At 73.1% G+C, this 26,757-nt stretch carries 21 protein-coding genes and 2 pseudogenes; 10 read left to right on the forward strand and 13 right to left on the reverse strand.

Annotation, left to right across the window (positions count from 1 at the left end):
• Window positions 1-519: pseudogene (locus IO40_RS38260) on the reverse strand (hypothetical protein); the annotation flags it as partial.
• A gap of 260 nt (window positions 520-779) precedes the next feature.
• Between IO40_RS38260 and IO40_RS0117495 the strand changes: the two are divergent.
• Window positions 780-1,994, forward strand: coding sequence for an amino acid deaminase/aldolase (locus IO40_RS0117495; protein ID WP_030409738.1), 1,215 nt, complete (start codon window positions 780-782; stop codon window positions 1,992-1,994).
• An 11-nt stretch (window positions 1,995-2,005) separates the two neighbouring features.
• On the opposite strand, the gene IO40_RS33705 is transcribed toward IO40_RS0117495, so the two are convergent.
• The 3 genes from IO40_RS33705 to IO40_RS0117510 all read right to left on the reverse strand — a co-directional run bounded on the left by IO40_RS33705 (window position 2,006) and on the right by IO40_RS0117510 (window position 3,978).
• On the reverse strand, window positions 2,006-2,878 hold the full coding sequence (locus tag IO40_RS33705) for a DUF2510 domain-containing protein (protein WP_016467814.1): 873 nt from the start codon (window positions 2,876-2,878) through the stop codon (window positions 2,006-2,008).
• 183 nt (window positions 2,879-3,061) lie between these two features.
• Window positions 3,062-3,370 (reverse strand): hypothetical protein, encoded by a 309-nt coding sequence (locus IO40_RS0117505; protein ID WP_016467815.1) that lies wholly within the window; start codon window positions 3,368-3,370, stop codon window positions 3,062-3,064.
• Window positions 3,367-3,978, reverse strand: coding sequence for a SigE family RNA polymerase sigma factor (locus tag IO40_RS0117510; protein ID WP_016467816.1), 612 nt, complete (start codon window positions 3,976-3,978; stop codon window positions 3,367-3,369). The genes IO40_RS0117505 and IO40_RS0117510 overlap by 4 nt, the downstream gene beginning before the upstream one ends.
• A 374-nt stretch (window positions 3,979-4,352) precedes the next feature.
• On the opposite strand from IO40_RS0117510, the gene IO40_RS0117515 reads away from it, so the two are divergent.
• The gene (locus IO40_RS0117515) at window positions 4,353-5,258 is read left to right on the forward strand and encodes an alpha/beta hydrolase (protein ID WP_016467817.1); all 906 of its coding nucleotides are present in this window, start codon (window positions 4,353-4,355) and stop codon (window positions 5,256-5,258) included.
• A 122-nt stretch (window positions 5,259-5,380) separates the two neighbouring features.
• The gene (locus tag IO40_RS0117520) at window positions 5,381-6,565 is read left to right on the forward strand and encodes an alpha/beta hydrolase (RefSeq protein WP_033229031.1); all 1,185 of its coding nucleotides are present in this window, start codon (window positions 5,381-5,383) and stop codon (window positions 6,563-6,565) included.
• Window positions 6,566-6,718: 153 nt separating this feature from the next.
• Here IO40_RS0117520 and IO40_RS0117525 read toward each other — a convergent pair whose 3' ends face one another.
• The 4 genes from IO40_RS0117525 to IO40_RS0117540 all read right to left on the reverse strand — a co-directional run bounded on the left by IO40_RS0117525 (window position 6,719) and on the right by IO40_RS0117540 (window position 11,694).
• Window positions 6,719-8,011 (reverse strand): HAD family hydrolase, encoded by a 1,293-nt coding sequence (locus IO40_RS0117525; RefSeq protein WP_016467819.1) that lies wholly within the window; start codon window positions 8,009-8,011, stop codon window positions 6,719-6,721.
• Window positions 8,012-8,111: 100 nt separating this feature from the next.
• On the reverse strand, window positions 8,112-8,903 hold the full coding sequence (locus tag IO40_RS0117530; RefSeq protein WP_016467820.1) for a 3-oxoacyl-ACP reductase: 792 nt from the start codon (window positions 8,901-8,903) through the stop codon (window positions 8,112-8,114).
• Window positions 8,900-10,315, reverse strand: a complete 1,416-nt coding sequence (locus tag IO40_RS0117535; RefSeq protein ID WP_016467821.1) for an aldehyde dehydrogenase family protein — start codon at window positions 10,313-10,315, stop codon at window positions 8,900-8,902. Before IO40_RS0117535 ends, IO40_RS0117530 begins: the two co-directional genes overlap by 4 nt.
• An 11-nt stretch (window positions 10,316-10,326) precedes the next feature.
• Complete coding sequence (locus IO40_RS0117540) at window positions 10,327-11,694, reverse strand: glutamine synthetase family protein (protein ID WP_031175718.1); 1,368 nt, start codon at window positions 11,692-11,694, stop codon at window positions 10,327-10,329.
• A gap of 83 nt (window positions 11,695-11,777) precedes the next feature.
• Between IO40_RS0117540 and IO40_RS0117545 the strand changes: the two genes are divergently transcribed.
• The 3 genes from IO40_RS0117545 (at window position 11,778) to IO40_RS0117555 (ending at window position 15,429) form a co-directional block, all read left to right on the forward strand.
• Window positions 11,778-12,512: a FadR/GntR family transcriptional regulator gene (locus IO40_RS0117545; protein WP_016467823.1), complete on the forward strand. Its 735-nt coding sequence runs from the start codon at window positions 11,778-11,780 to the stop codon at window positions 12,510-12,512.
• Window positions 12,513-12,772: 260 nt separating this feature from the next.
• Entirely contained in the window at window positions 12,773-14,287 is a 1,515-nt protein-coding gene (gene eat / locus IO40_RS0117550; protein WP_031175719.1) for an ethanolamine permease, read from the forward strand.
• 419 nt (window positions 14,288-14,706) lie between these two features.
• Window positions 14,707-15,429, forward strand: a complete 723-nt coding sequence (locus tag IO40_RS0117555) for a gamma-glutamyl-gamma-aminobutyrate hydrolase family protein (RefSeq protein WP_031030244.1) — start codon at window positions 14,707-14,709, stop codon at window positions 15,427-15,429.
• On the opposite strand, the gene IO40_RS0117560 is transcribed toward IO40_RS0117555, so the two are convergent.
• A complete protein-coding gene (locus tag IO40_RS0117560) occupies window positions 15,419-16,366 on the reverse strand; it encodes a LysR family transcriptional regulator (RefSeq protein ID WP_016467826.1) in 948 nt (315 codons plus the stop codon). The two genes, IO40_RS0117555 and IO40_RS0117560, sit on opposite strands and share 11 nt — an antisense overlap.
• 70 nt (window positions 16,367-16,436) lie before the next feature.
• Here IO40_RS0117560 and IO40_RS0117565 point away from each other — a divergent pair, with 70 nt between their 5' ends.
• Window positions 16,437-17,531 carry a TDT family transporter gene (locus IO40_RS0117565; protein WP_016467827.1) on the forward strand — a complete coding sequence of 365 codons (1,095 nt, stop codon included), beginning with the start codon at window positions 16,437-16,439 and terminating at the stop codon, window positions 17,529-17,531.
• On the opposite strand, the gene IO40_RS0117570 is transcribed toward IO40_RS0117565, so the two are convergent.
• Window positions 17,497-18,234, reverse strand: a complete 738-nt coding sequence (locus IO40_RS0117570) for a helical backbone metal receptor (RefSeq protein ID WP_016467828.1) — start codon at window positions 18,232-18,234, stop codon at window positions 17,497-17,499. The genes IO40_RS0117565 and IO40_RS0117570 overlap by 35 nt on opposite strands.
• A gap of 118 nt (window positions 18,235-18,352) precedes the next feature.
• Here IO40_RS0117570 and IO40_RS0117575 point away from each other — a divergent pair, with 118 nt between their 5' ends.
• A complete protein-coding gene (locus IO40_RS0117575; RefSeq protein ID WP_031175720.1) occupies window positions 18,353-19,309 on the forward strand; it encodes a TIGR03557 family F420-dependent LLM class oxidoreductase in 957 nt (318 codons plus the stop codon).
• A 145-nt stretch (window positions 19,310-19,454) separates the two neighbouring features.
• Here the strand turns inward: IO40_RS0117575 and IO40_RS0117580 are convergent, their stop codons facing one another.
• Together IO40_RS0117580 and IO40_RS0117585 are read right to left on the reverse strand one after the other, a co-directional pair.
• Window positions 19,455-22,070: an ABC transporter permease/substrate binding protein gene (locus IO40_RS0117580; RefSeq protein WP_016467830.1), complete on the reverse strand. Its 2,616-nt coding sequence runs from the start codon at window positions 22,068-22,070 to the stop codon at window positions 19,455-19,457.
• The gene (locus IO40_RS0117585) at window positions 22,063-23,169 is read right to left on the reverse strand and encodes a quaternary amine ABC transporter ATP-binding protein (RefSeq protein ID WP_030408259.1); all 1,107 of its coding nucleotides are present in this window, start codon (window positions 23,167-23,169) and stop codon (window positions 22,063-22,065) included. Before IO40_RS0117585 ends, IO40_RS0117580 begins: the two co-directional genes overlap by 8 nt.
• A gap of 321 nt (window positions 23,170-23,490) precedes the next feature.
• Between IO40_RS0117585 and IO40_RS0117590 the strand changes: the two genes are divergently transcribed.
• Together IO40_RS0117590 and IO40_RS0117595 are read left to right on the forward strand one after the other, a co-directional pair.
• On the forward strand, window positions 23,491-24,396 hold the full coding sequence (locus IO40_RS0117590; protein WP_031175721.1) for a 5'-3' exonuclease: 906 nt from the start codon (window positions 23,491-23,493) through the stop codon (window positions 24,394-24,396).
• A gap of 82 nt (window positions 24,397-24,478) precedes the next feature.
• On the forward strand, window positions 24,479-25,339 hold the full coding sequence (locus IO40_RS0117595; protein ID WP_016467833.1) for a siderophore-interacting protein: 861 nt from the start codon (window positions 24,479-24,481) through the stop codon (window positions 25,337-25,339).
• Here the strand turns inward: IO40_RS0117595 and IO40_RS33710 are convergent.
• Window positions 25,336-26,357: pseudogene (locus IO40_RS33710) on the reverse strand (phosphatidylinositol-specific phospholipase C1-like protein). The gene IO40_RS0117595 and the pseudogene IO40_RS33710 sit on opposite strands and share 4 nt — an antisense overlap.
• Window positions 26,358-26,757: the final 400 nt, after the last annotated feature.

The raw sequence follows: 26,757 nt of genomic DNA on the forward strand, positions 1-26,757 counted from the left end.
GGGCTGGGGCGGCCGGCCGGGGGGCGGCGGCGGGAGGGGACGTGCGCGGTCGCCGGGTGCGGGCACGGTCGAGCGCCCGGTGGGCTCCGTCTCCGCTTCCTCGGTGGTCTCCCGGGGCTGGGGCATCGGTGGTGTGGACTCGTCTTCCGGGGTCGGCTCCGCTTCCGGCGCGGCGTCCGCCTCCCCGCCCGTGGCGACGGGCGCACCGGCGGCGGGGCCCGAGGCGGAGGCCGTTCGGGGTGCTGCCGGTCCGGGCCGTTCCGTGCCGGTGGCGTCGTCGGCACCGGTGGCGGGCGGGGTGGCGGGACGTGGGGGGACGCTCGGTCGCGGAGGGACGGCGGGGCGGGGCGGGGTGGCCGGGCGGGCGGGCACGGCCGGCCGCCGGGCCGTTGCGCGCGCTGCCGCCGGCGGTGTGCCGGGGGCCTCGTCCGCGGGGCGGTCGGGGCGCGGCGGCGTGGCGGTTCCGGGGGGATCGGCGGGTGGCTCGGGTATGGGGGCGCGGTCGGCGTCGATGCTCATGTGCCTCCCCCTTCGTGCGCTGCCGGCCCACGCCAACGCCGCGCGGGTCGGGCACATCGTCGGTGTTCGCGGTGAACCGGCGCCGGCCGCCGCCCCGTCAGGGCGTTGCGGCGTCACTCTACGGTGCCGACGGGGAGGGACGGCAACCCGCCCGCACCAGGGTGACAACCCTGCCGAAGTGGGCGAACGCGCCTTCGTGGGGCCGGGATCGCCGGGTGGTGGGGCTGTGCCTGGCGGCGCCGCTCTGGCAAGCTGCGAGGGTGTTCGATACCTTCGCCGATCTCGCCGCCGACCGCGCCCGGTACGACCGCGCCACCGCGCACCTGGACGCGCCGCTCGCCCTGGTCGATCTGGACGCGTTCGACGCCAACGCGGCCGATCTCGTGCGGCGTGCCGGCGGGAAGCCGCTGCGGGTGGCCTCCAAGTCGGTGCGCTGCCGCGCCCTGTTGGAGCGGGTGCTGGCCATGGACGGGTTCAGCGGCGTGATGAGCTACACCCTCGCCGAGTCGCTGTGGCTGGCCCGCTCCGGCATTCCGGACGTCCTGCTGGCGTACCCGTCGGCCGACCGCGCCGGGTACGCGGAGCTGGCGGGTGACGCCAAGCTGGCCGGCGCCGTGACGGTGATGGTGGACGACCCTGCGCAGCTCGCGCTGATCGACGCGTCCCGGGAGGGCGGGCGGGAGGAGATCCGCGTCTGTCTGGAACTGGACACCTCGCTGCGGCTGTTGGGCGGCCGGGTCCGCATCGGGGCGCGCCGTTCCCCGCTGCACTCCCCCGCCGATCTGGCAGAGCTGGCCCGTCTGGTGCAGCGCCGCCCCGGATTCCGGCTGGTGGGTGTGATGGCGTACGAGGCGCATGTGGCGGGTGTGGGTGATGCGGTGCCCGGTGCGGCGCTGCGCTCGCGCGCGGTACGGCTGATGCAGGCGGCGGCCCGGCGGGAGCTGGCCGCCCGCCGGGCGGCGGCGGTGCGGGCCGTGCGCTCGGTCGCACCGGAGCTGGAGTTCGTCAACGGCGGCGGCACCGGCAGCGTCCAGCACACCGCGGCCGAGGAGGCGGTCACCGAGGTCGCCGCCGGGTCGGGGCTGTACGTGCCGCGCCTGTTCGACAACTACACGTCGTTCACCGGCCGTCCGGCGGCGCTGTTCGCCATGCCGGTGGTGCGCCGGCCGGGCGTGGGCGTGGTGACGGTGCTGGGCGGCGGCTACCCGGCGTCCGGGGTGGCCGGCCCGGACCGGCTGCCGCAGCCGTATCTCCCCACGGGGTTGCGCTACGCGCCGCAGGAGGGCCCGGGCGAGGTGCAGACGCCGCTGCTGGGCCAGCCCGCCGACGATCTGCTGATCGGGGACAAGGTGTGGTTCCGGCACGCCAAATCGGGTGAGCTGTGCGAGCGGTTCGACACCCTGCACCTGGTGGCGGGCGACCGCGTCGTGGACGCGGTGCCCACCTACCGGGGCGAGGGCATGACGTTCCTGTGAGGGCCCGGCCCTCACACGGACTTGTGGTCGCCGCTCTCCCGGCCCGGTGCCGTGACGACGATGCCGTCGCGCAGCCGGTCGAGGTCGGTGGTGGGAGGGGCGTCGTCGGCGACGTCCACGCTGCTGAAGAGGGTGAGCAGTTGCCGCTGGTCGTGCGGTGAGCGGAAGACGACCGTCTCCACATGGGCGTCGGGCCCGCTCTTGTTCTCTATGCGCCAGCGGACGCGGTACCCGGGCCCGCCCGCGATCGTCACGTCGCCGGACGCGGTCACCTCGTGCCGGACGATGCCGCCGTAGGACGAGGCGGGGTAGGCGCGTTCGGCGTTGCGGACGGCGAGCAGCTGTGCGATGCGGCGCGGCTCCTGGCCCCGCCAGCCCTTGTCGAGCGGCTGGACGGACGCACCGCCGCGGACGCATTCCGGCCGTTCGGTGACGGGACAGTCGTAGGTGACCTCGCTGTGGACGGAGGCGGCGCCGTCGCCGCCCCGCTCCCAGGCTCCGGGCACGGGCAGGCCGATGCCCAGGGACGGATCCTGGGCCACGTCGCCGGGCGGCGCGGCGGATTCGGACCCGCGGGGTGCCGGGCGGGTGGGCCGGGCGTCCGTGCCGGTGGCGCCGTCGGCACCGCGCAGGACCAGGACGCCGCCCACCGCGAGGGCGGCGGCCAGCACGGCGGCGCCGACCCCGGCGGCCACCAGCGGCCCGCGCCGGACCCTGCCCGGCATGACGGGGGCACCCGGCAGTCCGGCCGCCGCGACGGGGGTGCCCGCGGCCGGGCGGGTGTGGCCCGTCCAGCTGTGGCCGTCCCACCAGCGTTCGTGCGGCGGGGCGCCCGGGGCGGGACCGGGGTCGGGGTACCAGCCGGGAGGAGTCGTCGTGCTCACGACGGCACCCTATGGCAACAGATGTGCGAAGCGCCGGGGCGCCCCGGTTCCGGCCCCCTCGGGTGGCCGGGCGCGCCCGGACGGAACCGGCGGGGCTCCGCCGACCGGCTCGGCCTCGGCAACACCACCGGTCGGCGGTGCCGAGGGGCGTCTGTGGCCGGGACCGCCCGGTGCGGAGGCCGGCTACCTCTCCTGCGGGGCGATCGGCATGGGCGTGCCCCCCGTCGGGGCGGGTGATTCGCTGCTGTCCGGGAGGGACGGTGAGGGCGGCGCGTCCGCCGGTCCCGGCGCGTCGTCGCGGGACAGGAAGTGCGGCAGCACGAGCACGACGGTCGCCAGCACTGCGGCCAGGGCGACCACCAGGGCCTTGCGCAGCCCGGGGCGCATGCCCGTGCGTTTCCCGACCGGCAGGGGAGGTGGCGGCCCGAGTCCGGTGACCTGGCCGGCCCGGGCGCGGAGTGCGGCACGAAGGCGATCCTCGACGGCTGTCACGGTGTCTGCTCCAGTTTTCTGGCCAGCGCGGCAAGCGCCCGGCTCGCTGTGGACTTCACCGCACCACGGGACAGCCCCAGCGTGGCAGCGATGTCCGCTTCCGACATGTTCGACCAGTATCTGAGGACGAGGACCTCCCGCTGTCGCACGGTGAGCAGCCTCAGCGCCCTCAGTACTTCCTGGTGCTCCTCCTTGAGGAAGACCTCTTCTTCCGGCGGCGGCGCGGGGAGGACGCGCGGGGGTATGTACGCGCGCATCGTGCGGCGCCTGCGCAGCACGGACCGGGAGGCGTTGACGACGCTGCGCCGTACGTAGGCCTCGGGGTCGGCGATGCTGTCCAGGCCGCTGCCGTGGCGGCGGTAGAGGGCGGCGAACGCCTCCTGGACGACGTCCTCGGCTGTGGGGACGTCGTCGACGAGGAGCACCGCCAGGCGCACCAGGTCGAGCCTGCGGTGGTGGTACAGCATGACGATGTCGTCCGAGGCCGCGTCGAGAGGCCGGGCCCCGGGTGCGGATCTGCTGCGGCCCTGGGAGACGCGGGACAGCAGCCACCACCATCCGCCGTGGACGAAGGCGCCCCGGCCGGCGGCGGCGCCGACGGTCAGCACCCGGCCCCCACGTGGCCGGAGGGACGCGCCGGTTGCGCCGCGCGCGTGGTACCCGCCCCGATTCCGGGGGCGGGGAGGCTTCCTCCGGCGGGCGGCGGACGTGCGGCGGGACGAGGCCGTGGCGCGCTGTCCCGCGGATCATTTCTGGCATCGGGGCAAACCTGTCGGACGGATTGTGCGGTTCAGGGCTTTCAAGGATGTGCCCTCTCGTGGGGAAAGACGTGCGGGGGCGCCGCAGGTTGCGGGTGTGCCGGGTGCAACCCCGGGCGGAGCCGCACGTCTGTCAGGGCATGCGGGGGAAACACAGCCCGACCTGTGCCGCGGACGCCCTGCCCCGCGAGGTGTCCGCGCACGCGTGAGATCCGAGGAAGACCGTGAGAAAACCACCAGTGGTCGCCGTGGCGGCGTTGGCGTGTCTGGGCGTGGTGACGGGCTGTTCCGGCCCGGCCACCGGGTCGGGCGGCGATACGGCGTCACACGCGGCGTCCCCTTCCGCCCGGGCGGAAGGCGGGGCCACCAGCCGGGCTCCGGCGCCGCCGGACCACGAGCCGGTCCGGTACACACCGAGCTGGACCGACCGGACGGTCCGCACGGCCCGCGGCCACCTCGTCAACACCTGCGTGCCCAAGGCGCTGCGGAACAGGGCGACGACGCTCACGACCAGCGACAAGGTCCATCTGTCCGCCCTCGTCCTGGGGAGCGGGCCGAACGGGGTGCTCCTCGACCACGAGCAGGGGTACAACATCTGCTCGTTCATCGACATCGGGAAGAAGCTGGCGGCCGAGGGCTATCACGTCGTGATCCCCGAGTACCGCAACCACGGCGCCTCGCAGAAGAGCGCGGACAACGAACACATCGACCGGGACGCCCGAGCGGGACTGGCGGAACTGCGGCGCGTGGGCGCCGAACGCGTCTTCGTCGGCGGCGCCTCGTGCGGCGGCACCACCGCCGCCGTCGCCGGCGCCGACACCCCGCTGCCCGTGACGGGTCTGCTGATGATGTCCTCCCCGGCCCGGTGCGGCGGCGTCGATGCCGTGGCGGCCGTGCGGAAGATCAAGGCCCCGACCCTGGTGGTCGCCTCCCCCGGTGACATGAACGGCAACATCGAGAAGGACGCCCGCGAGGTGTACGCGGCGTCCGTCGCGAAGAACAAGAAGCTGGTGATCGACCCCAGCGGTTACCACGGCACGGACATGATCCGGCGCGGCGGTGCCTCCGGGGTGAAGCTGCGCAGCCGGGTGGTGAAGTTCGTCGCCGCCTCCTTCTCCCGGCCTCGCTGACCCTGCGTGCCCGTCCCTCCCCTCGCGCCCCGATCGCGGCGCACCACCTTCCACCGGAGAACATCGTGAAACAGCGTCCGCATGCCCCGGCCCCTTCGAGACCTCTCCGTTTCCGGACCTGCGTGTCCGCACTCGTCCTGGTGGCCGCCACGGTCGGCAGCACGGGGGCCGCGGACGCCGGCCCGGCGACGGTGTCCGGCACCCCGTCCCGCACGGCCGCCCAGCCCACCGCGTCGGTCACCTACGACCTGGGGGACGCGGCCTACCGCCTTCCGGGGACCGGCGAACCGGTCGAACTGGCGGGCTCGGTGCGCTACCCGGCCGACCTGGGCCGTGGCCGTCACCCTCTGGTCGTCCTGATGCACGGATGGCACGAGACCTGCGCCGACCCCCGGGCGGAAGCAGCACGCACGGCTGCGGAGAAGGCGGACGACACGGACGCCTACGAAGCGGCGAGCAAGAAGCTGTTCAGCTGGCCGTGCGCGGCAAAGACCCCCGCACTGCCCAGCTTCCGGGGGTACGACTACCTGAGCCGGCGCCTGGCGAGCCGGGGATTCGTGGTGGTGTCCCTCAGCGCCAACGGCATCAACGCGTCCCCGGTGACGGGCGACGACGGCGCGGCTGTCCGGGCCGGTCTCATCAACCGGCACCTGCGGATGTGGGAGCGGCTCGACCGCACCGGCTCGGGGCCGCTGGCCGGAGCGTTCAAACGGGCGTCGACCGGCAAGCGGGCGAAGGTGCCCTTCGCCCGCCACCTCGACATGCGGAACGTCGGCCTCGTCGGGCATTCGCGGGCCGGAGCCGGGGTCACCTGGGAGGCGGCCGACAGCCACCGCGGTCAGTGGCCCGGCGGGGTCCGCATCAGGGCGGCCGTGGCGGTGGCGCCCGCCTACAACGTGATGACCGAGAACATGGCCGACTACGCGGTGACCCGCATCCCCCTGGCCGTTCTGCGCGGTACCTGTGACGGGCAGGTCGGCACCGAGGCCCTGTCCTTCCCGGCCGAGGCCACGTCCGGCAAGCGGAAGAACCTCCACCGGGTCCGGATCCCCGGGGCGAACCACAACTTCTTCAACACGCAGTGGTCCCCCCGCAGCGGTCAGGTCGCCGCGTTCGACGACGCGGTGAAGGTCCGCAAGAAGCCGGGCTGGTGCACCGACCGCGAGGACGCGCCTGCCGCGCGGCAGCTGACCGAGGCGCAGCAGCACCGCGTCGCCGTCACCACCATCGACGGGTTCCTGCGCCGCGCCCTGCTGAAGGACACTGCCGACAGCGCCAAGGCCGGTCGCGCCGCCAGCCGCCACTGAACCGGGCACCCGCCGGCTGCCGGGGGCTGGGAAGAGCGCGGTCCCCACGCCCCCTGCCGGCGGGCGGACCGGGCCGTGAACCCGACCGACCCGCCGCCCACCGTGGGCGGCGGGTCCGTCATGTCGTCGGGCCCGCGATCCGCGAGGAACGTTTCAGGCCCGGGCCCCGTAGGCGGTGTCCTGCTGGTCGGGGATCACCGAACCGTCGTTGCGGCGGACCGGGCCGTGCGAACCGTCGGGCTCGGTGAAGCCCTCACTGGCGCACGGGTACGGGTCCGTCTTGCGCGGCAGCGGCTCGATGAACATGGGGTTGACCGCCCAGCGTCCGTCGGCGTCGTCGTAGCCGCGGCACATGATCTCCGGCTTGTTGCGGTTGAGTACGAGGTGGGTGCCCGTGGCGTCGCCGACGAACGTCACATCGGTGTCGGCGTCGCCGCCGCCGATCGCGATGCGGTGCCGCCAGTCCTGCCGCTGCCAGGCACGCGGGCCGTCGATGCCGAAGATCCGCTCGTTGACGGCGCAGCGCTTGCCCTCGATGTAGGGGATGTCCTCACCCATGGTGATGCCGGTGCCGCCGCAGCCCACGGTGTAGGGGGTGATCCGGCCGTGCTCGACGACGCTGCGGATGGCGATGGTGTGCTTGCGGTCGATGCCGACGCCGCGGGACCACTCCTCGGTCACCGGCTCGGAGCCGGCCGAGACGATGTAGACGTCGAAGCCGGCCTTCTGCAACGTGGAGACCAGGTCCTTCTGCTGGGCGTAGTAGCGGCTGTAACCCGGCACGGTGTGGGTGCCGACCCGCTGCTTGCTGCCGATGGGAGCGGCCAGCGCCTCGTCGCGGGCGGCGCGGGCGTAGGAGCGCAGCTCGGCCACCGTGTGGCCCGCGAACAGCTGCGGCACCCAGGCGTACTCCGGGACGGTGCGCCGGTGGTTCCACGAGCCGGCGAACGCCTTCTCGCCGCTCATCGTCTCGGCTTCGCCGCGCACCTGGAGGATCTCGTCGGCGCAGGCCTCGTTGGTGGAGGTGGGCAGCGGGTGGCCGACGGGCACGTCGGTGCCGCACGCCTCGGTGAGGGCGCGGTCGGCGGCGGGGGTGAGCCACTTGCTGGTGGCGGCCCAGGACTTCGGCCGGAGGATCTTGTCGTGCTTGAGCGCCCAGGCGATGGTGGCGTCGGTCGAGTCGTTCTTGACGATCGTGTTGTCCCAGTCGAAGGCGGCGACCGGCCGGTGCTTGCCGCCCCGCCAGTGCGGGGAGCACGTGCCGCGCTCGTCGATGGTGCGCTGGAGCTTGGCGCGGTTGTCGCCGTGCCAGGGCAGCTTCGTGGACAGCTGCGGACAGTGGCGGTCCCCGCCGTGGTGGCCGTGGGCCTGGGCGGGGACCGGGGCGAGGCCGGCCGCGAGGGCCGCGGCCATGGTGAGGCCGGTCAGGACGGATCTGCTGCGCATGGGGCGCCCCTCCTGGGTTGTCGACGTTGACCATGTGCACGCTACATCGAAGGGGGCGGTCCGCCGCGGCGGCCCCGCCCCCTCCCCTCGCGGCGCCCTCTCACAGCGGGGTGACGTAGGCCCCCGCGATGCCGCCGTCCACCAGGAACTCGGCGGCGTTGACGAACGAGGCGTCGTCGCTCGCCAGGAAGGCCACCGCCGAGGCGATCTCCTCCGGTTCGGCGAACCGTCCCACGGGCACGTGCACCAGCCGGCGCTGGGCGCGTTCGGGGTCCTTGGCGAACAGTTCCTTGAGCAGGGGCGTGTTCACCGGGCCGGGGCACAGCGCGTTCACCCGGATGCCCTCGCGTGCGAACTGGACGCCCAGTTCGCGGGACATGGCCAGTACGCCGCCCTTGGAGGCGGTGTAGCTGATCTGGGAGGTGGCGGCGCCCATGACGGCCACGAACGAAGCGGTGTTGATGATGGAGCCGCGCCGCTGGGCGCGCATGTAGGGCAGGGCGGCCTTGCAGCACAGGTAGACGGAGGTGAGGTTCACCTGCTGGACGCGCTGCCACGCCTCCAGCCCGGTCTCCAGGATGGAGTCGTCGTCGGGCGGGGAGATGCCGGCGTTGTTGAAGGCGATGTCGACGGAGCCGTAGGTCTCGTGCGCCTGCCGGAAGAGGGCTTCGACCTGGTCGGGGTCGGTGACGTCCGCCCGCACGAACAGGCCGCCGGTCTCCTGGGCCGCGGCCTGACCGCGTGCGGTGTCGATGTCGGCGCACACGACGTGGGCGCCCTCCGAGGCGAGCCGGCGCGCACTGGCCAGCCCGATGCCGCTGCCCGCGCCGGTGACGACGGCCGTCCGCCCGACGAGGCGGCGGCACACGGTGGTCCGGTCGGTCTCGCTCACTGGTCTGCCTCCGTGCCGGGTTCGGTGCTGATGAAGACGTTCTTGGTCTCGGTGAACGCGGCCAGCGCGTCCGGTCCGAGTTCACGGCCGAGGCCGGACTGTTTGTAGCCCCCGAAGGGGGTGTGGTAGCGGACGCTGCTGTGCGAGTTCACCGACAGGTTGCCGGCGGCGACGCCGCGGGCGACCCGCAGTGCGCGGGCGCCGTCGCGGGTCCACACGGATCCGGACAGGCCGTACTCGGTGTCGTTGGCGAGCGCGACGGCCTCGTCCTCGTCCTCGAAGGGGAGGACGACGGCGACGGGGCCGAAGATCTCCTCGACGGCGGTCCGCTCCCCCGGGGTGCCGGCCAGCACCGTGGCCGGGTACCAGTAGCCGGGGCCGTCGGGGACGCTGCCGCGGATGAGGGCGGGCGCGTCCTCGGGGACGTAGCCGCGCACCCGTTCGAGCTGGCGGGCGGAGACGAGCGGTCCCATGTCGGTGGTGCTGTCGGCAGGGTTGCCGACCCGCACGGCCCGCACGGCCGGTTCGAGGAGTTCCAGGAACCGGTCGTGGACCTCGCGCTGGACGAGGATGCGGCTGCGGGCGCAGCAGTCCTGGCCGGTGTTGTCGAGGAAGGAGCCGGGCGCGGCGGCTGCCGCCGCCTCCAGGTCGGCGTCGGCGAAGACGATGTTGGGGCTCTTGCCGCCGAGTTCGAGGGTCACCCGTTTCACGAAGGCCGCGCACCGGGCCATGATGCGCTTCCCGACGGCGGTGGAGCCGGTGAAGACGACCTTGGCGACGCGGGGGTGCTCGACCAGCGCGGTGCCGGTGACCGGGCCCTCGCCGGGCAGCACTTGGAAGAGCCCTTCGGGCAGTCCGGCCTCCAGCGCGAGTTCGGCCAGCCGCAGCGCGGTCAGCGGGGTGGCCTCGGCGGGTTTGAGCAGGACGGCGTTGCCCGCGGCGAGGGCGGGCGCGGTGCCCCAGGCGGCGATGGGCATGGGGAAGTTCCACGGGGCGATGACGGCGACGACGCCCAGCGGTTCGGCGAAGGTGATGTCGACACCGCCGGCGACGGGGATCTGCGTCCCGGTCAGCCTCTCGACGCCGCCGGCCGCGTAGTCGAGGAGGTCGCGGACGTTGCCCGCCTCCCAGCAGGCGTTGCCGAGCGGGTGCCCGGCCTCGCGCACCTCCAGGACGGCCAGTTCCTCGATGTGGCCGTCGACGGCGGACGCGAAGCGGCGCAGGAGCCGGGCGCGGTCGGCGGGGGCGAGCGCGGCCCAGGCTTTCTGGGCGGCGACCGCACGGGTGACGGCGGCGTCCACCTCCTGCGGAGTGGTGACGGGGACGGTGGTGATCAGTTCCTCCGTCGCCGGGTTGACGATCCTCAGTTCGTCCGCCGGTGGCCCGGAGGGTTCGGCGTGGTCGTGCTGCACTGCGTCTGTCCTCACATGCGTTCGAAGGAGCGGTAGCGCTCCCAGTCGGTCACGGCGGTGTCGAAGGCCCGCTGTTCGACGCGGGCCATGTTGAGGTAGTGGTCGACGACCTCGCTGCCGAAGGCGTCGCGGGCCAGGGTGCTGGCGCCCCACAGGCCGGCGGCCTCGCGGAGGGTGGCGGGGACGTGCGGGGCGTCGCCGTCGTAGGCGTTGCCGGTGCAGGGCGGGGGCAGTTCCAGGGCGTTGTCGATGCCGTGCAGCCCGGCCGCGATCATGCCGGCGACGGCCAGGTACGGGTTGACGTCGCCGCCGGGGACGCGGTTCTCCAGCCGGTGTCCGGGGCCGTGGCCGACGACGCGGAGCGCGCAGGTGCGGTTGTCGGGTCCCCAGGCGACCGCGGTGGGGGCGAAGGAGCCGGGCACGAACCGTTTGTAGGAGTTGATGTTCGGCGCGTACAGCAGGGTGAACTCGCGCAGGGCGGCGAGCTGCCCGGCCAGGAAGTGCCGCATCAGGGGGGACATGCCGTACTCCCCCGTCCCGTCGGCGAGGACCGGCTCGCCCGCCTGGTCCCGCAGCGAGAGGTGGATGTGGCAGGAGTTGCCCTCGCGTTCGTCGTACTTGGCCATGAAGGTGAGGGCCCGGCCCTCCTGGGCGGCGATCTCCTTGGCGCCGGTCTTGTAGACGACGTGCTGGTCGCAGGTGGTGAGGGCGTCGGCGTAGCGGAAGGCGATCTCGTGCTGGCCCAGGTTGCACTCGCCCTTGGCGGACTCGACGGTCAGTCCGGCGGCGGCCATCTCGTTCCGTATCCGGCGCAGCAGCGGCTCGACGCGTCCGGTGCCGAGGATGGAGTAGTCGACGTTGTACTGGTTGGCGGGGGTGAGCCCGCGGTAGCCGCTGTCCCAGGCGTGTTCGTAGGTGTCCTGGAAGACCATGAACTCCAGCTCGGTGCCCGCGTACGCCTGCCAGCCGCGCTCGGCGAGCCGGTCGAGCTGGCGTTTGAGGATCTGCCGGGGCGAGGCGACCACCGGGGAGCCGTCGTGCCAGGCGAGGTCGGCGATCAGCAGCGCGGTGCCGGGGTTCCAGGGGACGCGCCGCAAGGTGGCGGTGTCGCCGTGCATGGCGAAGTCCCCGTACCCGCGCTCCCAGGAGGCCATGGCGTAGCCGTCCACGGTGTTGACGTCCACATCGACGGCGAGGAGGTAGTTGCAGCCCTCACTGCCGGCGTCGAGGACGTGGTCGAGGAAGAACGGTGCCGCGAACCGCTTGCCCGTCAGACGGCCCTGCATGTCGGTGAAGGCCAGGACGACGGTGTCGAGCTCGCCGGAGCCGACGAGCCCTCTCAGTTCGTCCACGGTCAGGGGTGGTGTGCGGTCTGCCACGGGTGGGCCTCCTGCTCCTGGGACGGTGCGTCCGCGGAAGCCATAAGGTAGTCACGGAAACCATTGAAACGGAAGAGGGTTCCATGCGTTCCACACCCGAGGACGACAGGCTGTCCACGGTGCTGCGCACGGTGCGCGCGGGCAACGGCTTCGAGGAGGCGCTGGAGCAGATCCTCCAGATCGTGCGGCTCGGCCTGGTCGCCGAGGGCGAACGGCTGCCGGCCGAACGAGAGCTGGCCGAGCGGCTGGGCATCAGCCGCGTCACCCTCCGCGAGGTGCTGAAGGTGCTGGCCGAGGAGGGCGTGGTGGAGAGCAGACGCGGCCGGTACGGCGGCACGTTCGTCCTTGCGCAGCCGCCCGCCGGCGGCACGGCGGGGGCCGCACGCGCCCGGGCCGGCGTGCCGGCCCCCGACCTGGAGGACACCCTCACCTTCCGCGAGGTCCTGGAGGCCGGCGCCGCCGAACTGTGCGCGGCCCGCGGCCTGTCCGAGGACGAGGCGGCGCGGCTGCGGGAGGCGCTGGACGCCACCCGCGACGCGGCGCTGGGCGACTACCGCAGACACGACACGCTCTTCCACCTGACCCTGGTGGAGCTGGCCGGCTCCCCGTCGCTGACCGCGCAGTACGCCGCCGTCCGGGCCCGGCTCAACGAACTGCTGGGGCGCATCCCGCTGCTGGTGCGGAACCTGGAGCACGCACAGCAGCAGCACACGGCCCTGGTGGCCGCCGTCGTGGAGGGCGACGGGGAGGGCGCCCGTGCCATCGCGCGCGAACACTGCGCGGGCACCGCCGCCCTGCTGCGCGGGTTCCTCACTTGATCCCGGGCCCCCACCTGGCCGCGAGGCCCCACCCGACCGCGGGGGCGCGGCACCGTACTGCGGGCATGCGACACCCGGCCGCGGGAGCGCGGCACCCGACCGGCGAGGGCGCGGCACCGTACCGCGCACCTGGGGCACCGTCGCGCACCCCGGGGGGAGGCGCGCGCGACCGGCTCGTTGCCGCACAGGGGTTGCGCCGGACCGCCCCGCACCACAAAGGTATGCCCGCACACCAATGGCTGACGGCGGGAGTGTGGCAGATGACCGAACAGTCCCAGTCCGCGGGCTCCCCCGCGCCCGAGGGCACCCCGGCACACGGGGACACGGCACGCGGAGACACGGCACGCGGGAACACGGCACGTCCCGATCCGGACGCGGCATACCTGGAACGCCGCACCCTGCGACGGGGCAGCGCCGGACCGCTGCTGCTGACCGGACTCGGCGTCGCCTACGTCGTCTCCGGCGACTACTCCGGCTGGAACGCGGGCCTGGCCGAGGGCGGCGTCGGCGGACTGGCCGTCGCCGCCGTCCTGATGGGCCTGATGTACACGTGCATGGTCTTCGCGCTGGCCGAACTCTCCGCCATCCTGCCCACCGCGGGCGGCGGCTACGGATTCGCCCGCCGCGCCCTCGGCCCCTGGGGCGGCTTCCTGACCGGCACCGCCATCCTCATCGAGTACGTCCTCGCCCCGGCCGCCATCGTCTGCTTCATCGGCGACTACGTCGCCTCGCTCGGGCTGTTCGGGCTGGAGTCCGGCTGGCCCGTCTACCTGGTGTGCTTCGCCCTGTTCATCGGCGTCCACCTGTGGGGTGTGGGCGAGGCGCTGCGCTTCTCCCTCGTCGTGACGACCATCGCCGTCGCCGCGCTGCTGGTCTTCGTCGCCGGCGCCCTCAGCGACTTCCACACCAGCGGGCTGACCGACATCCCCCCGGACCACGACGCGGCGGGCGCGAGCCCCTGGCTGCCGTTCGGAGTGCTGGGGATCTGGGCCGCGTTCCCGTTCGGCATGTGGTTCTTCCTCGGCGTCGAGGGCGTCCCGCTGGCCGCCGAGGAGACCCGCGACCCGGCACGCACCCTGCCCAGGGCGATGGCCGGCTCCATGGGCATCCTGCTGCTGCTCGCCGTGCTGACCTTCGTCTCCGCCACCGGCGCCCGCGGTGCCGCCGCCATCCAGGACGTCGGCAACCCGCTGGTGGAAGCCCTCCAGCCGGGCGGTGAGGCCACCACCCTCTCCCGCATCGTCAACTACGCGGGCCTGGCGGGGCTGGTCGCCTCCTTCTTCTCCCTCATCTTCGCCGGCTCCCGGCAGCTGTTCGCCCTCTCCCGCGCCGGCTACCTGCCCCGCTTCCTCTCCCTCACCAGCCGCCGCAAGACCCCCTACCTGGGCCTGCTGCTGCCCGGCGCCGTCGGCTTCGCACTGGCCGCCGGGAGCGGCGACGGCGCCACCATGCTGAACATCGCGGTCTTCGGCGCCACCATCTCCTACGCCCTGATGTCCCTCTCCCACATCGTGCTGCGCAGGCGGGAACCGGGGCTGGAGCGCCCCTATCGCACCCCCGGCGGAGTGCTGACCTCCTCGGTCGCCTTCGTCCTGGCCCTCGCAGCCCTCGTCGCCACCTTCCTGGTGGACGTCCGGGCCGCACTGATAGCCCTCGCCGTCTACGCGGCGGCCCTCGCCTACTTCGCCCTCTACTCCCGCCACCGGCTGGTGGCGGCGGCCCCGGAGGAGGAGTTCGCCGCGCTGGCGAAGGCGGAGGAGGACCTGCGCGACTGAGCCGGCCGAGCGGGCCGGGGAGGCGCCTCGTGTCCGCCGCCCCTCCGGGACCGCTTCCGTGACGCCGCTTCCCCGGGCCGCACGGCAGGTCCGCCCCCGCCCGCGCGCCCGTCCGGTCGGCACCACACAGCCGACCGTCCGATCGCCGGACGGCACGGCCGAGCAGCGACCATCCGCCCACCGGTCCCCGCCCGACCGCCGACCGCCCAACCCGTCCGTCGGACCGCCGGACCACCGCCATCAGCCCCGGCCGGCCGCTGTCCAACGCCCGACCGGTGACCAGCCCGACCGACCGACTACTCCCCGCCCGACCCCCGAACCACCGCCCCGACCAGCCATCCCCCACCCACCCTCACCCCCACCGCACCACCGGCGCCGTTTCCACCGGGGCGGCGCCGCGGGAACAGAACGAGGCACCTGTGAACAACGCACCACTCGTCGGCATCACCACCTACCTGGAACCCTCGGCCCGCTGGGGGGACTGGCACCTGCCCGCGGCCCTGCTCCCCGCCGCCTACCACCGCATGGTCCAGCGGGCGGGCGCCCGTGCCGTCCTCCTGCCCCCGGACGAGGACCCCGAGGCGGCGGCCGGCCTCGTCGGGTGCCTCGACGCGCTGGTCACCGCGGGCGGGCCGGACATCGGCCCCGAGCGCTACGGCGCGGCACGCGACCCGCGCACGGGCCCGGCGTACCCGGAACGGGACACCTGGGAGCTGGCCCTCACCCGGCAGGCCCTGCACCGGCGGGTGCCGCTGCTCGCCGTCTGCCGGGGGATGCAGCTCCTCAACGTCGCGCTGGGCGGCACCCTCGTCCAGCATCTGCCCGCCACCGAAGCCCACCGCGGGGCCACGGGCGTCTTCGGCACCCACGAGGTGTGCCCCGTCCCGGGGACCCTGCTGGCGAAGGTGCTGGACGACGAGGAGACGGTCACGGTGCCCACCTACCACCACCAGGCGGTGGACGTGCTCGGCGAGGGCCTGGTGGCCTCCGCCCACGCGGCCGACGGCACCGTGGAGGCCCTGGAGCTGCCCGACTCCCCCGGCTTCGTCCTCGGCGTCCAGTGGCACCCGGAGGCGGGTGAGGACCTCCGCCTGATGAAGGCCCTGGTGGACGCGGCGGCGGCGCGCTCCCTCAGCGCGTGAGGGCCAGCAGCTGACGGGCGGGCCCGGCCGGCCGTGCCCCGCGCGGCCACACGGCGCGCAGGGCGCGGCTCAGTCCCCGGCCGGTGACGGCGACCTCGACGAGCCGCCGCGCCGCCAGCTCCTCCCCCACCGCCAGTTCGCTGAGCACCGCGGGCCCGGCCCCGCTGACGGCGGCGGCCTTGACGGCGGTGGTGGAGGCCAGCTCCAGCAGCGGGGGCGCCAGACCGCCGTGTGCGGCGAGGGCGGCGTCCAGCACCTGCCGGGTGCCGGAGCCGGGTTCGCGCAGCACCAGCCGGGTGCGGGCGAGTTCGTCCGGCTCCACGGGGGTGCGGCGCCGGGTCCAGGGGTGGCCGGGTGCGGCGACGACCAGCAGCCGGTCGTGGGCGATGACCGTGCCGTCCAGCCCGTCGGGCACGCCCAGCCCTTCCACGAAGCCGAGGTCGGCCTCGCCGTCGAGCAGCATCCGTGCGACGGCGGCGCTGTTGCCGGCCCGCAGCGAGACGGCCGTGTCGGGCCGCTCGGTGCGCAGGGCGATCAGCCAGCCGGGCAGCAGGTATTCGGCGATGGTCATGCTGGCGGCGACGGTGAGCCGCGAGTCCCGCCGGTCGCGGAGTGCGGTGACGCCCGCGTCGAAGGCGTCGGCGGCCTCCACGATGCGCCGCGCCCAGTCGGTGACGAGCGCACCGGCGGAGGTCAGCCGCGAGCCGCGCGGGGAGCGCTCCAGCAGGGTGACGCCCAGCATCCGTTCCATGCCGCGGATGCGTCCGCTGGCGGCGGGCTGGCTGACGCCGGTCTCGCGGGCGGCGCGGCCCAGGCTGCCCAGGCGTGCGACGGCCAGCAGCAGTTCCAGTGCGCCCAGGTCCGGCACGCGGTGCGCCAGTCCGGCGGCGGGGTGCTGCTGGGTCCGGGACGGGGGTGGCCGGTCCGCTTCGCTCATAGGCTCAGGTTATGCCCTCATAGGGTCATGATCCCTGGTCATGGGCCCGGTCCGGGAGGAGCGTGGGGGCATGACCGCTTCCGCTTCCCTCGTTCCGGACGATCCCCGAGCAGCCCGGGCCCGGCCCGCCGCCCTGGCGGGCCCCGGCCGGCTGCGCGCTCTCGGCCCCAATTGGTACGCGTCGGTGATGGGCACCGCCATCGTCGCCGGCGCCGGTGCGGCGCTGCCCGCCCGGCCGCCCCGCCCGGTCCTGGAGGCCGTGTGGACGCTGGCGGCGGTGATACTGGTGGTGCTGCTGGCGGCCCGGGCCGGGCACTGGCTGCGCCACCGCGACCAGGCACGGGCCCATCTGGACGATCCGGCGGTCGTGCCCTTCTACGGCTGTCTGTCCATGGCCCTGCTGGCGGTCGGCGGTACGGCGCTGTCCCTGCGGGTGCCGGCCGCCGTCGGGATCGACACGGTGCTGTGGGCGGCCGGCACGGCGGTGGGGCTGGTGGCCACCGTCGCCGTCCCGTACCTGATGATCACCCGGCACACGCTGGGGCCGGACAGTGCCGGCCCGGTGTGGCTGCTGCCGGTGGTGGCCCCGATGGTGTCGGCCGCGCTCGGCCCGCCGCTGGCCGGGCACCTGCCGGCGGGCGGCGCCCGGCTGACGATGCTGCTGGGCTGTTTCGCGCTGTTCGGGATGAGCCTGCTGGCGACGCTGCTGATCCTGCCGCTGGTCTTCTCCCGCCTCGTCCACCACGGGCCGCTGCCGGTGCCGATGACGCCGCTGATGTGTCTGGTGCTGGGCCCGCTGGGGCAGTCCGTGACCGCCCTGGGCAACCTCGCCGACGCCGCGCCGGGCACCTTCGGTGCCGCCTCCGTGCTGTACGGGGTGCCGGTGATCGGGTTCGCGCTGCTGTGGTTCGCGCTGTCGGCCGCCCTGGTGGTGCGGGCCGTCCGGCACGGCATGGGGTTCTCGATGACGTGGTGGGCCTTCACCTTCCCGGTGGGCACGTGTGTGACGGGCGCCGCCGCGCTGGCCCGGCACACCGACGTGGCGGCGTTCGGCTGGCTGGCGACGGGCCTGTACGCCGTGCTGGTGGCCGCCTGGCTGGCCGCCGCCGTGCGCACCGCGGGCGGGCTGTTCAGCGGAGTGCTGCTGCCAGCGCCTCGCCGATGACGTGCGGCGCCTCCACCAGGGAGGGGCCGTACCAGGTCAGGTGCCGTCCGCTGACGAGGGCGGCGGGTGTGCCGGGGAACGCCTCGGGCCCGTCGTCCGCCGCGAACGGGTACGGCTCGTCGGGCAGCACCACCACATCGGCCAGGCCGGGCGCAGCCAGCCGGTCTGCGGGTATCCGCGGATAGCGTTCGGTGTGCGCGGCGTGGACGTTGCGCACCCCGAGGGCGGCCAGCAGGTCACCCGCGAAGGTGTCCCGGCCCAGCACCATCCAGGGCCTGCGCCAGACGGGTACGACGGCGCGCACGTCCCGGCCGGCGTGGCGGCGCCGGGCCCGCCGCCAGGCTTCCTCGGCCTCGTCGAGCCAGTCGGGGCGGCGCAGTCCGCAGCCTTCCGTCAGCACCCGGCCGAGTTCGGCGAAGCCCTGACCGAGGGAACGGACCTCGGTCACCATCACCCGCAGCCCGGCGGCCCGCAGGGCGTCCAGGTCTTCGGGCCGGTTCTCCTCCTCGTTGGCGAGGACGAGATCGGGGGCGAGCCGGATCACGGCGGCGACGTCGGGGTTCTTGGTGCCGCGCACCCTGGTGACGTCGAGGCCGGGCGGGTGGCTGCACCAGTCGGTGGCGCCGGTCAGCAGACCGGGTGCGGTGACGGCCACCGCCTCGGTGAGGGAGGGCACCAGGGACACGACGGACCGGCATGTCATGACCGCACCTTAGCGGGGTGCGCCACCCGGGTGGCATGCCGCCGCAGAGGCGGCAGTCCGGGACGTCTGTAGCGTTATGTACCGTTTCGGGGGCGGTGGAAACGGTACCCCTCCCTGCATGGTCAGCATCGGTTACTTTCTCTCCTGCGAGGAGTACGGCCCCCAGGAACTCGTCCGCCAGGCCCGGATGGCCGAGGAGGCCGGCTTCCGGCGCCTGTGGATCTCCGACCACTTCCACCCGTGGACCGACGCCCAGGGGCACAGCCCCTTCGTCTGGTCCGTCATCGGAGCGCTCTCCCAGGCCACCTCACTGCCGGTCGGCACCGCCGTCACCTGCCCCACCTTCCGGATGCACCCGCTGGTCGTCGCCCACGCCGCGGCCACCGCCGCCGTGCAGCTCGACGGCCGGTTCACACTCGGCGTGGGCAGCGGCGAAGCCCTCAACGAACATGTGCTCGGCCAGCGCTGGCCGCCGCCGGGCGAGCGGCTGGAGATGCTGGAGGAGGCCGTCCAGCTCATCCGGCGGCTGCACACCGGCAAGCGCACCACCCACCGCGGCACCTACTACCGGGTGGACGACGCGCGCCTCTACACCGTGCCCGAACAGCCGGTGCCGGTCTCGGTGTCCGCGTTCGGCCCCAAGGCCGTCGCGCTCGCCGCCCGCATCGGCGACGCCTTCTGCACCGCCTCGCCCAGCGCCGAACTGGTCAGCCGCTACCGCGAGGCGGGCGGCGGCGACCGGACGGTGCAGGGCGGCATGAAGGTGTGCTGGGCGCCCACCGAGGAGGAGGGGCTGGAGAAGGCGCACTGGCTGTGGGCCACCGAACTGCTGCCGGGCCAGCTGAACGCCACGCTGACCCGGCAGAAGGACTTCGCCGCCGCGGCGTCCCTGATCCCCAGGGAGGCGGTCGGCGAACAGATCGTCTGCGGGCCCGACGCCGAACGGCACCGCGCCCGCCTGCGCCAGTACGCCGACGCCGGCTTCGACGAGGTGTACGTCCATCAGATCGGCGGCCGGCAGGAGGAGTTCTTCCGCGTCTACCAGGACGAGATCCTCCCCTCCTTCCACTCCTGAGCCGCCGCCTCCCGGGGCGCCGGGGGCCGGCCTTCCTCACCTGGGGCGCTTCCCCGTGGTCAGGACGCACAGCGGCCCCGCCCCCACGCTCTCGCGCGGGGACGGGGCCGCTGTGCTCGGGCTGCTCAGAGGGCGGCGGCGCCGGTCACTTGACCGGGGCCAGCTTGTCCTCCATGCCCGGGTGCGAGTCGAGCCACTTGCGGGCGGACTCCTTCTCCTTGCCCTTGCCGCCGTTCTGGATCGCGGCTTCCAGGGAGCCGAGGTCCTTCTCGGACATCTTGAAGTTCTTCAGCCAGCCGTACAGCTCGGGGAAGTCCTTCGCGAAGTCCTTCTTGGCGGCGACGTGGATGCGGTCGCCCTTGCCCCAGGCACCCTTGGGGTCCTTGAGCTTCTTCATCGGGTACTTGCTGTAGACCCAGTGCGGCGACCACGTGGTGGCCACGATCGGCTCCTTCTTCTTCACCGCACCGTCCACGGCCGAGAGCATGGACGAGGTGCTGGAGGAGACGACCTTGTACTCCTTGTCCAGCCCGTAGTCCTTGAGCACCTGCTTGAGGATCTTCATCTCGCCGGCGCTGGACTCGATGCCGGTGATCTTCCCGCCGAACAGGTCGCTCTTGCCCTTGAGGTCCTTGAGCGAGTCGACGCCCTTGACGTAGGACGGCACGGACAGCTCCAGCGACGTGGGGCCGTACCAGGCCGAGACGTCGGTGAGTCTGTCCTTGTACTTGCTCCAGTACTGCTCGTGGGTGGTCGGCAGCCAGGCGTCCGTCTGGAAGTCGACCTTGCCCTGGGCCATGGCCGTGTAGAGCGGGCCCGGGTCCAGCTGCTTGACGTTGGGCTTGTACCCGCGGTCCTCCAGGATGTTCTGCCACAGGTAGGTCGTCGCGATGGCCTCGTCCCAGGGGAAGTAGCCCATGTTGACGGCCTTGCCCGCCTCCTTGCCCTGCTTCTTCTCGCCGCCGGGCACCGGAGCCATCTTGTCGAGCATGCCGGGGTTGGCCTTCAGCCAGTCCTTGACGGCCTGCTGCTCCTGGCCCTTGGGCGCGCCCTGGATCTTGTCCTCCAGCGACGTGAGCTGCTGCTCCGACAGGTGGAAGTTGCTCAGCCAGCTGGCGACCACCGGGTTGTCGTCGGAGAAGCCCTTGCGCGCCACCGAGTAGAGGTTCTCGCCCTTGCCGAACGAGCCCTTCGGGTCCTTCAGCTTGGTCAGGTCGTACGCGTTGTACGCCCAGTGCGGCGACCAGAGCGTGACGACGACCGGCTCCTTCTTCTGGATGGAGCGCTTGAGCTCGGAGAGCATCGAGGAGGTGCTGGAGGAGACGACCTTGTACTCGCCCTCCAGGCCGTAGTCCTTGAGGACCTTCTCCTTGAGGATCTTCATCTCACCGGCGCTCGACTCGATGCCGATGATCTTGCCGTGGAACTTCTTGCCCTGCCCCTTGAGGTCCTCAAGGGAGTGGATGCCCTTGACGTAGGAGGGGACGGTCAGCTCCAGCGACGTGGGACCGTACCAGGCGCCCAGCTTCTCCATCTTGGAGCCGTACTTGTCCCAGTACTGCTGGTGCGTGGTGGGCAGCCAGGCGTCGGTCTGGAAGTCGGTCTCGCCCTGCGCGAGGGAGGTGTAGAGCGGGCCGGCGTCCAGCTGCTTCAGGTCGGGCTTGAAGCCGCGCTGCTCCAGCACCTCCTTCCACAGGTAGGAGGTGGCGATGCCCTCGTCCCACGGGATGTAGCCCATCTTGAGCTGCTTGCCCTTGCCGACGTTCGTACCGCCGGCCGCCTCGGTCTTCGAGCCGGAGCCGGCGATGTTCATACCGCCCGCGACCAGCGCCAGGACGACGACGCCGCACAGCGCGACGGCGGTGCCCGGCTTGTAGCGGGCGAAGCGCATCCGGCCCATCATCGCGGTGGCCTTGGCCGCGGCCCGGCGGCCGAGCGGCGAGACCCGCTGGTTGAGGGCACCGGTCATCCGGTCCAGGTACATGGCCAGGATGACGACGGCGATACCGGACTCGACGCCCAGGCCGATCTGGACCTGGGTGACGGCGGCGTACACCCGCTCGCCCAGCCCCGGGGCACCGGCCATACCGGCGATGACCACCATGGACAGCGCCAGCATGATGACCTGGTTGATACCGGCCATGATCGTCGGCAGCGCCAGCGGGAACTGCACCCGGGTGAGGGTGTGCTTGGGCGAGGTGCCGAACGCCTCGGCGGCCTCCACCAGCTCGCCGTCCACCTGGCGGATGCCCAGCTCGGTCATCCGGACGCCGGGCGGCATCGAGAAGATGATCGTCGCCAGCAGACCGGGGGTCGTGCCGACGGAGAAGAACATGACGCCGGGGATCAGGTAGACGAAGGCCGGCATCGTCTGCATGACGTCGAGCACCGGGCGCACCGCGGCGCTGACGGCCTTCTTGCGCGCCGCCCAGATACCCGTGGGCACCGCGATCACGATGGTGATCACGGCCGCGGCCACGACCAGCGACAGCGTCTGCATCGCCTCGTCCCACAACTGGAACGTGTCGATCAGCGCGAAGCCGACGAAGGCGATGACACCGGCGGCCAGGCCGCGCAGCCAGAACGCGATGACGGCGAAGATACCCGCCAGCAGCAGCGGCTCGCCGCCGCTCAGGACCGCGTTGATCCCGTCGTACAGTCCGGTCAGGACGGTGTTGATGAAGTCGAAGAGCCAGCCGAGGTGCTGCTGCAGCCAGTCGACGGCGTCCTCGACCCAGTTACCGGGGTGGAACTCAGGCACGTGCGGTCACCCCGGCGTCCTTGCCGTTCGCGGCGGCGGCGCTCGCGGCGGCGTCGTCCACCTGGGGCTCCTCGGCCAGCGCGGCCAGCAGCCGCTCGCGGTCGATGACCCCCACGGGCGCACCCGACTCGTCCGTGACGATCATCGCGTCCTCGCTGGTGGAGAACGGCGTGAACAGCTCGGCGATGGGCGTCTCGGCGGTGACGGTCGGCGCCTTGCCCAGCCCGCGGCCCTGCGCGGCGGCAGCCTCGGCCTTGGCGTCGTCCATGATCGAGCCCGCGGTCAGCACGCGGGAGCGGTCGACGTCCTGGATGAAGGAGGCCACGTAGTCGGTGGCCGGGCGCACCAGGATGTCCTCGGCGGTGCCGATCTGGACGATCCGGCCGTCGCGCATCACGGCGATGCGGTCGCCCAGGCGCATGGCCTCGTTCAGGTCGTGGGTGATGAAGACGATCGTCTTCTTCAGTGTCTTCTGGAGCTCCAGCAGCTGGTCCTGCATGTCGCGTCGGATCAGCGGGTCCAGGGCGCTGAACGACTCGTCCATCAGGAGCAGGTCGGCGTCGGTGGCCAGGGCGCGGGCCAGCCCGACGCGCTGCTGCATACCGCCGGACAGCTCGTCGGGCCAGGACTTCTCCCAGCCCTTGAGTCCGGCCAGCTCCAGCGCCTCGGTGGCACGCCGCTCGCGCTCCTCACGCGCGACGCCCTGCACCTCGAGGCCGTAGGCGGCATTCTCCAGCACGCTGCGGTGGGGGAAGAGCGCGAAGTGCTGGAACACCATGCTGATCTTGTGGGCGCGGACCTCGCGCAGCTCCCGGGGACGGAGCGCCGTCAGGTCCTCGCCGTCGAAGAGCACCCGTCCCGAGGTGGGTTCGAGGAGGCCGTTGAGCATCCGCAGCAGCGTGGACTTGCCGGAGCCGGACAGCCCCATGACCACGAATATCTGGCCCTCTTCGACCTCGAAGGAGGCATCGATGACCGCTGCGGTGGTGCCCTGTGCCCGCAGCTCGTCACGGTCCGCACCGGCCTCCAGTCGGGCTACTGCCGCTTCCGCTCTCCTCCCGAACACTTTGTACAGGTGTTCGGCTCTCAGCCTGGACACATTCACCTTCTTGCTTCGACAACAGTTACCGGCATTCCCCCACGCTTCGGTTTGAGCGGTGTGTAAATCGCTGCAAACGGTGCATACCGGAAAGATGCACCCTACACGAAGGCTTTGCCAGGGTGCTCCTGCTCAAAGTTTTCGATTCCAAACCGGCCGTGACGCGCTTCATACCGGCACAAACGGACGCATCGCTTCCGCAGGCGTCACCGCCGCCCACGGCCGCCACGCGCTGTCGGTCCCGTACGGCATCATCGGCCCGTGACCATCACCACAGCGAACACAGCAAACCCGACCGGCGGCGCCGACGGCCCCCGGCTGATGCTCCTGGACACCGCCTCCCTCTACTTCCGGGCCTACTTCGGCGTGCCCGAGAGCGTCCGCGCCCCCGACGGCACCCCCGTCAACGCGGTGCGCGGCCTGCTCGACTTCATCGCCCGGCTGGTCCAGGACCACCGCCCCGACGCCCTGGTGGCCTGCATGGACGCCGACTGGCGCCCCCAGTGGCGGGTCGAGCTGATCCCCTCCTACAAGGCGCACCGCGTCGCCGAGGAGGTCGCCGAGGGGCCCGACCAGGAGGAGACGCCCGACACCCTCGGCCCGCAGGTCCCGGTGATCGAGCAGGTACTCGACGCGCTCGGCGTGGCCCGGCTGGGCGCGGCCGGCTACGAGGCGGACGACGTGATCGGCACGCTCGCCACCCGGTCCGCCGGTCCCGTGGACATCGTCACCGGGGACCGCGACCTGTTCCAGCTCATCGACGACACCCGCGGTGTCCGGGTGCTCTACCCGGTCAAGGGCGTCGGCAGTCTGGACGTGTACGACGGCGCGGCCCTGCGCGCCAAGTACGGGGTGGACGGCGCCGGCTACGCCGACCTGGCCGTGCTGCGCGGCGACCCCAGCGACGGCCTTCCCGGTGTGCGGGGCATCGGGGAGAAGACGGCGGCCAAGCTGCTGGACCAGTACGGCGATCTGGACGGCATCCGCGCCGCCGCCGCGGACCCGGTCTCCCGGCTGACCCCCGCGCAGCGCACCAAGTTCAAGGAGGCCACGGCCTATCTCGAGGTGGCACCGAAGGTGGTGCGGGTCGCCCGGGACGTGCCCCTCCCGGACACCGACCTCACCCTGCCCCGCACCCCGCGGGATCCGGAGGGGCTGGAACAACTGGCCGAACGCTGGGGGCTGGGCGGCTCACTGCGGCGGCTGGTCACCACCCTGGCCCGATGATCTTCGCCGCCCCGGGCCTGGTAACTTAGGCATACCTAAGTTACGGTGCAGACACATCCCGCCCCACGTCCAGGGAGGCCCCGTGCCCGACCGCCCGGCCCGTCCGGCCCGCAAGAAGCCGCAGCTCCACCACGCACGTGTGGTGCGCACCGAACAGCTCACCCCGCACATGGTGCGGATCGTCCTCGGTGGCGGCTCCCTGGCCGGCTTCACCGCCGGTGAACACACCGACCACTACGTCAAACTGCTGTTCCCGGCCCCGGGCGTGGTCTACCCGGAGCCGTTCGACATCGAGCGGATCCGCGCCGAGTTCCCCCGCGACCAGTGGCCGTCCATGCGCACCTACACCGTCCGCGCCTGGGACCCGGCCGCCCGGGAGCTGACCATCGACTTCGTCGTCCACGGCGACGAGGGACTGGCCGGTCCCTGGGCCCGGGACGCGGCCGTCGGGGACGAGGTCCGGTTCCTGGGGCCCGGCGGCGCCTACTCCCCCAGCCCCGACGCGGACTGGCATCTGCTGGCCGGCGACGAGAGCGCACTGCCCGCCATCGCCGCCTCCCTCGCCCGCGTACCGGCCGGGGCGCCGGTACGGGCCTTCATCGAGGTGGCCGGCCCCGAGGAGGAGCAGGAGCTGGCCGCACCGGCCGGCGCCGAGGTGGTCTGGCTGCACCGCGGCGACGCCCCCGTGGGCGAGCGGCTGGTCGCCGCCGTCCGCGGCCTGGAGTTCCCGCCCGGGCGGGTGCACGCCTTCGTCCACGGCGAGGCCCACTTCGTCAAGGAGCTCCGCGGCCACCTGCGCCTCGAGCGGGGCATCACACGCGAGCAGCTCTCCATCTCCGGCTACTGGCGGCTCGGCGCAGACGAGGACGGCTGGCAGGCCTCGAAGCGCGAGTGGAACGCCCAGGTGGAGGCCGAACAGGAGAACCAGCCGGCGGTGGCCTAGCCCTCCAGCGGGGCCGGGCAGTTCCGTGGCCCCGTCACCGGGTTGCACCGTACGGCGCCCCGGGTGCCGGGCAGTTGGGCGACGTAGTCGGAGCCGTACCGCGCCGCCATGCCCGGTACGGGGAAGTCGGTGCTGACCATCTGGGCACCCGAGGACAGCGCGTCCCGCAGCATGCTGGTGTCCCCGCTGCGTGCCTGGTCCAGCGGAACGTCGGCGCGGTCCGCACGAAGTACCCGCGCCGCACCAGGTCCCGGATGACCGCCCTGTTCGCCCCCGTGGGGTCGTTGACCTTCATGAACGCCGCATCGGGCCGCCCCGGCTCGGAGTCGGTGAACAGCACCCGCCCCTGGAGGCTCTCGCGCCCGCCCGCGCGGTACGCGTCCTGGATGTCACGCGCGTCGTTGTCCATGAAGAACATCACCTGTCCGCGGGTGGCGCGCACCGTGGGCCACCCGCGCCGCAGCACGGACTGCTCCAGCGTCCGGGCGCCCCGCCGCACGTCGTCGGGGGTGACCATCTCCCGTTCCCCGAAGACCGCACGGATCTCCTCGTCCAGCGCGTCGAGCAGCGCGGTGTCCCAGGGCGGGCTCTTGGCACCGCCCTGCTCCTCCAGCCGGGGATCGGTCCGCTTGAGCTCCAGCAGGACGGGGACGGCGACGTGCCCGGGCCGGCGGTCGGACCATTCCTTGATCTGCCGCAGACAGCCGCGCAGCGTCGTGCACGACGAGCGGTAGTCGAAGTCGGCCCAGTGCAGCACCTTGAACCCGGGCCTGCGCAGCTCCGGGTCGGTGAGCGGCGGCAGCCCGGCCCGCTCGCGCAGCAGCGGGCCGGCGTACAGCCCGCCGTCGGGATCGGGGAAGACGTCCAGTTCGACACCCCGTACGCGCTGCTGCTCGAACTGTACGGGCAGCGAGGCGTGGCTGTAGAGCAGCGTCTGCCAGTTGGGGTCGTACCGGGACATCAGCTGCTGCTCGGCCGGCGAGGTGGTTTCGCGGTGATAGCTGTTGTGCGTGGCCATGGCCTGAACCTGGGTGAGCCGCAGACCGCCCGCCGGGTCCGCCCCGGGGCCGCCACGGGCACCGTGCGCCTCCCCGCTCCCCGGCCCGGCGGTGGCGGCCGGTGCGGCCGTCGCCACGAGGGCGACGACGGCGGTCACGGCGCAGGCCCAGCGGCGCAGCCGTACCGGCTTTCTGGGGATCGCGGGAGTTCTCGTACGCACAGGGCCCCCTGTCGGGTGAGGTACGGGCGGGACGGGCGATCACACGAGACGCTGCCGGGCCCGTGGGACGGCACGGTGCCCGGCAGTCGACGCACGCTTGAACATCCCGCCGCCGCACGCCTCCGTCAACACCGCCGCCCGGCCATACCGCCCCAGCGGGCAGCGGAAGGCCCCGTCCCCTCGCCGGACGGATCCCGTT

The organism is Streptomyces albus subsp. albus (genome assembly GCF_000725885.1).
GTDB lineage: Bacteria > Actinomycetota > Actinomycetes > Streptomycetales > Streptomycetaceae > Streptomyces > Streptomyces albus.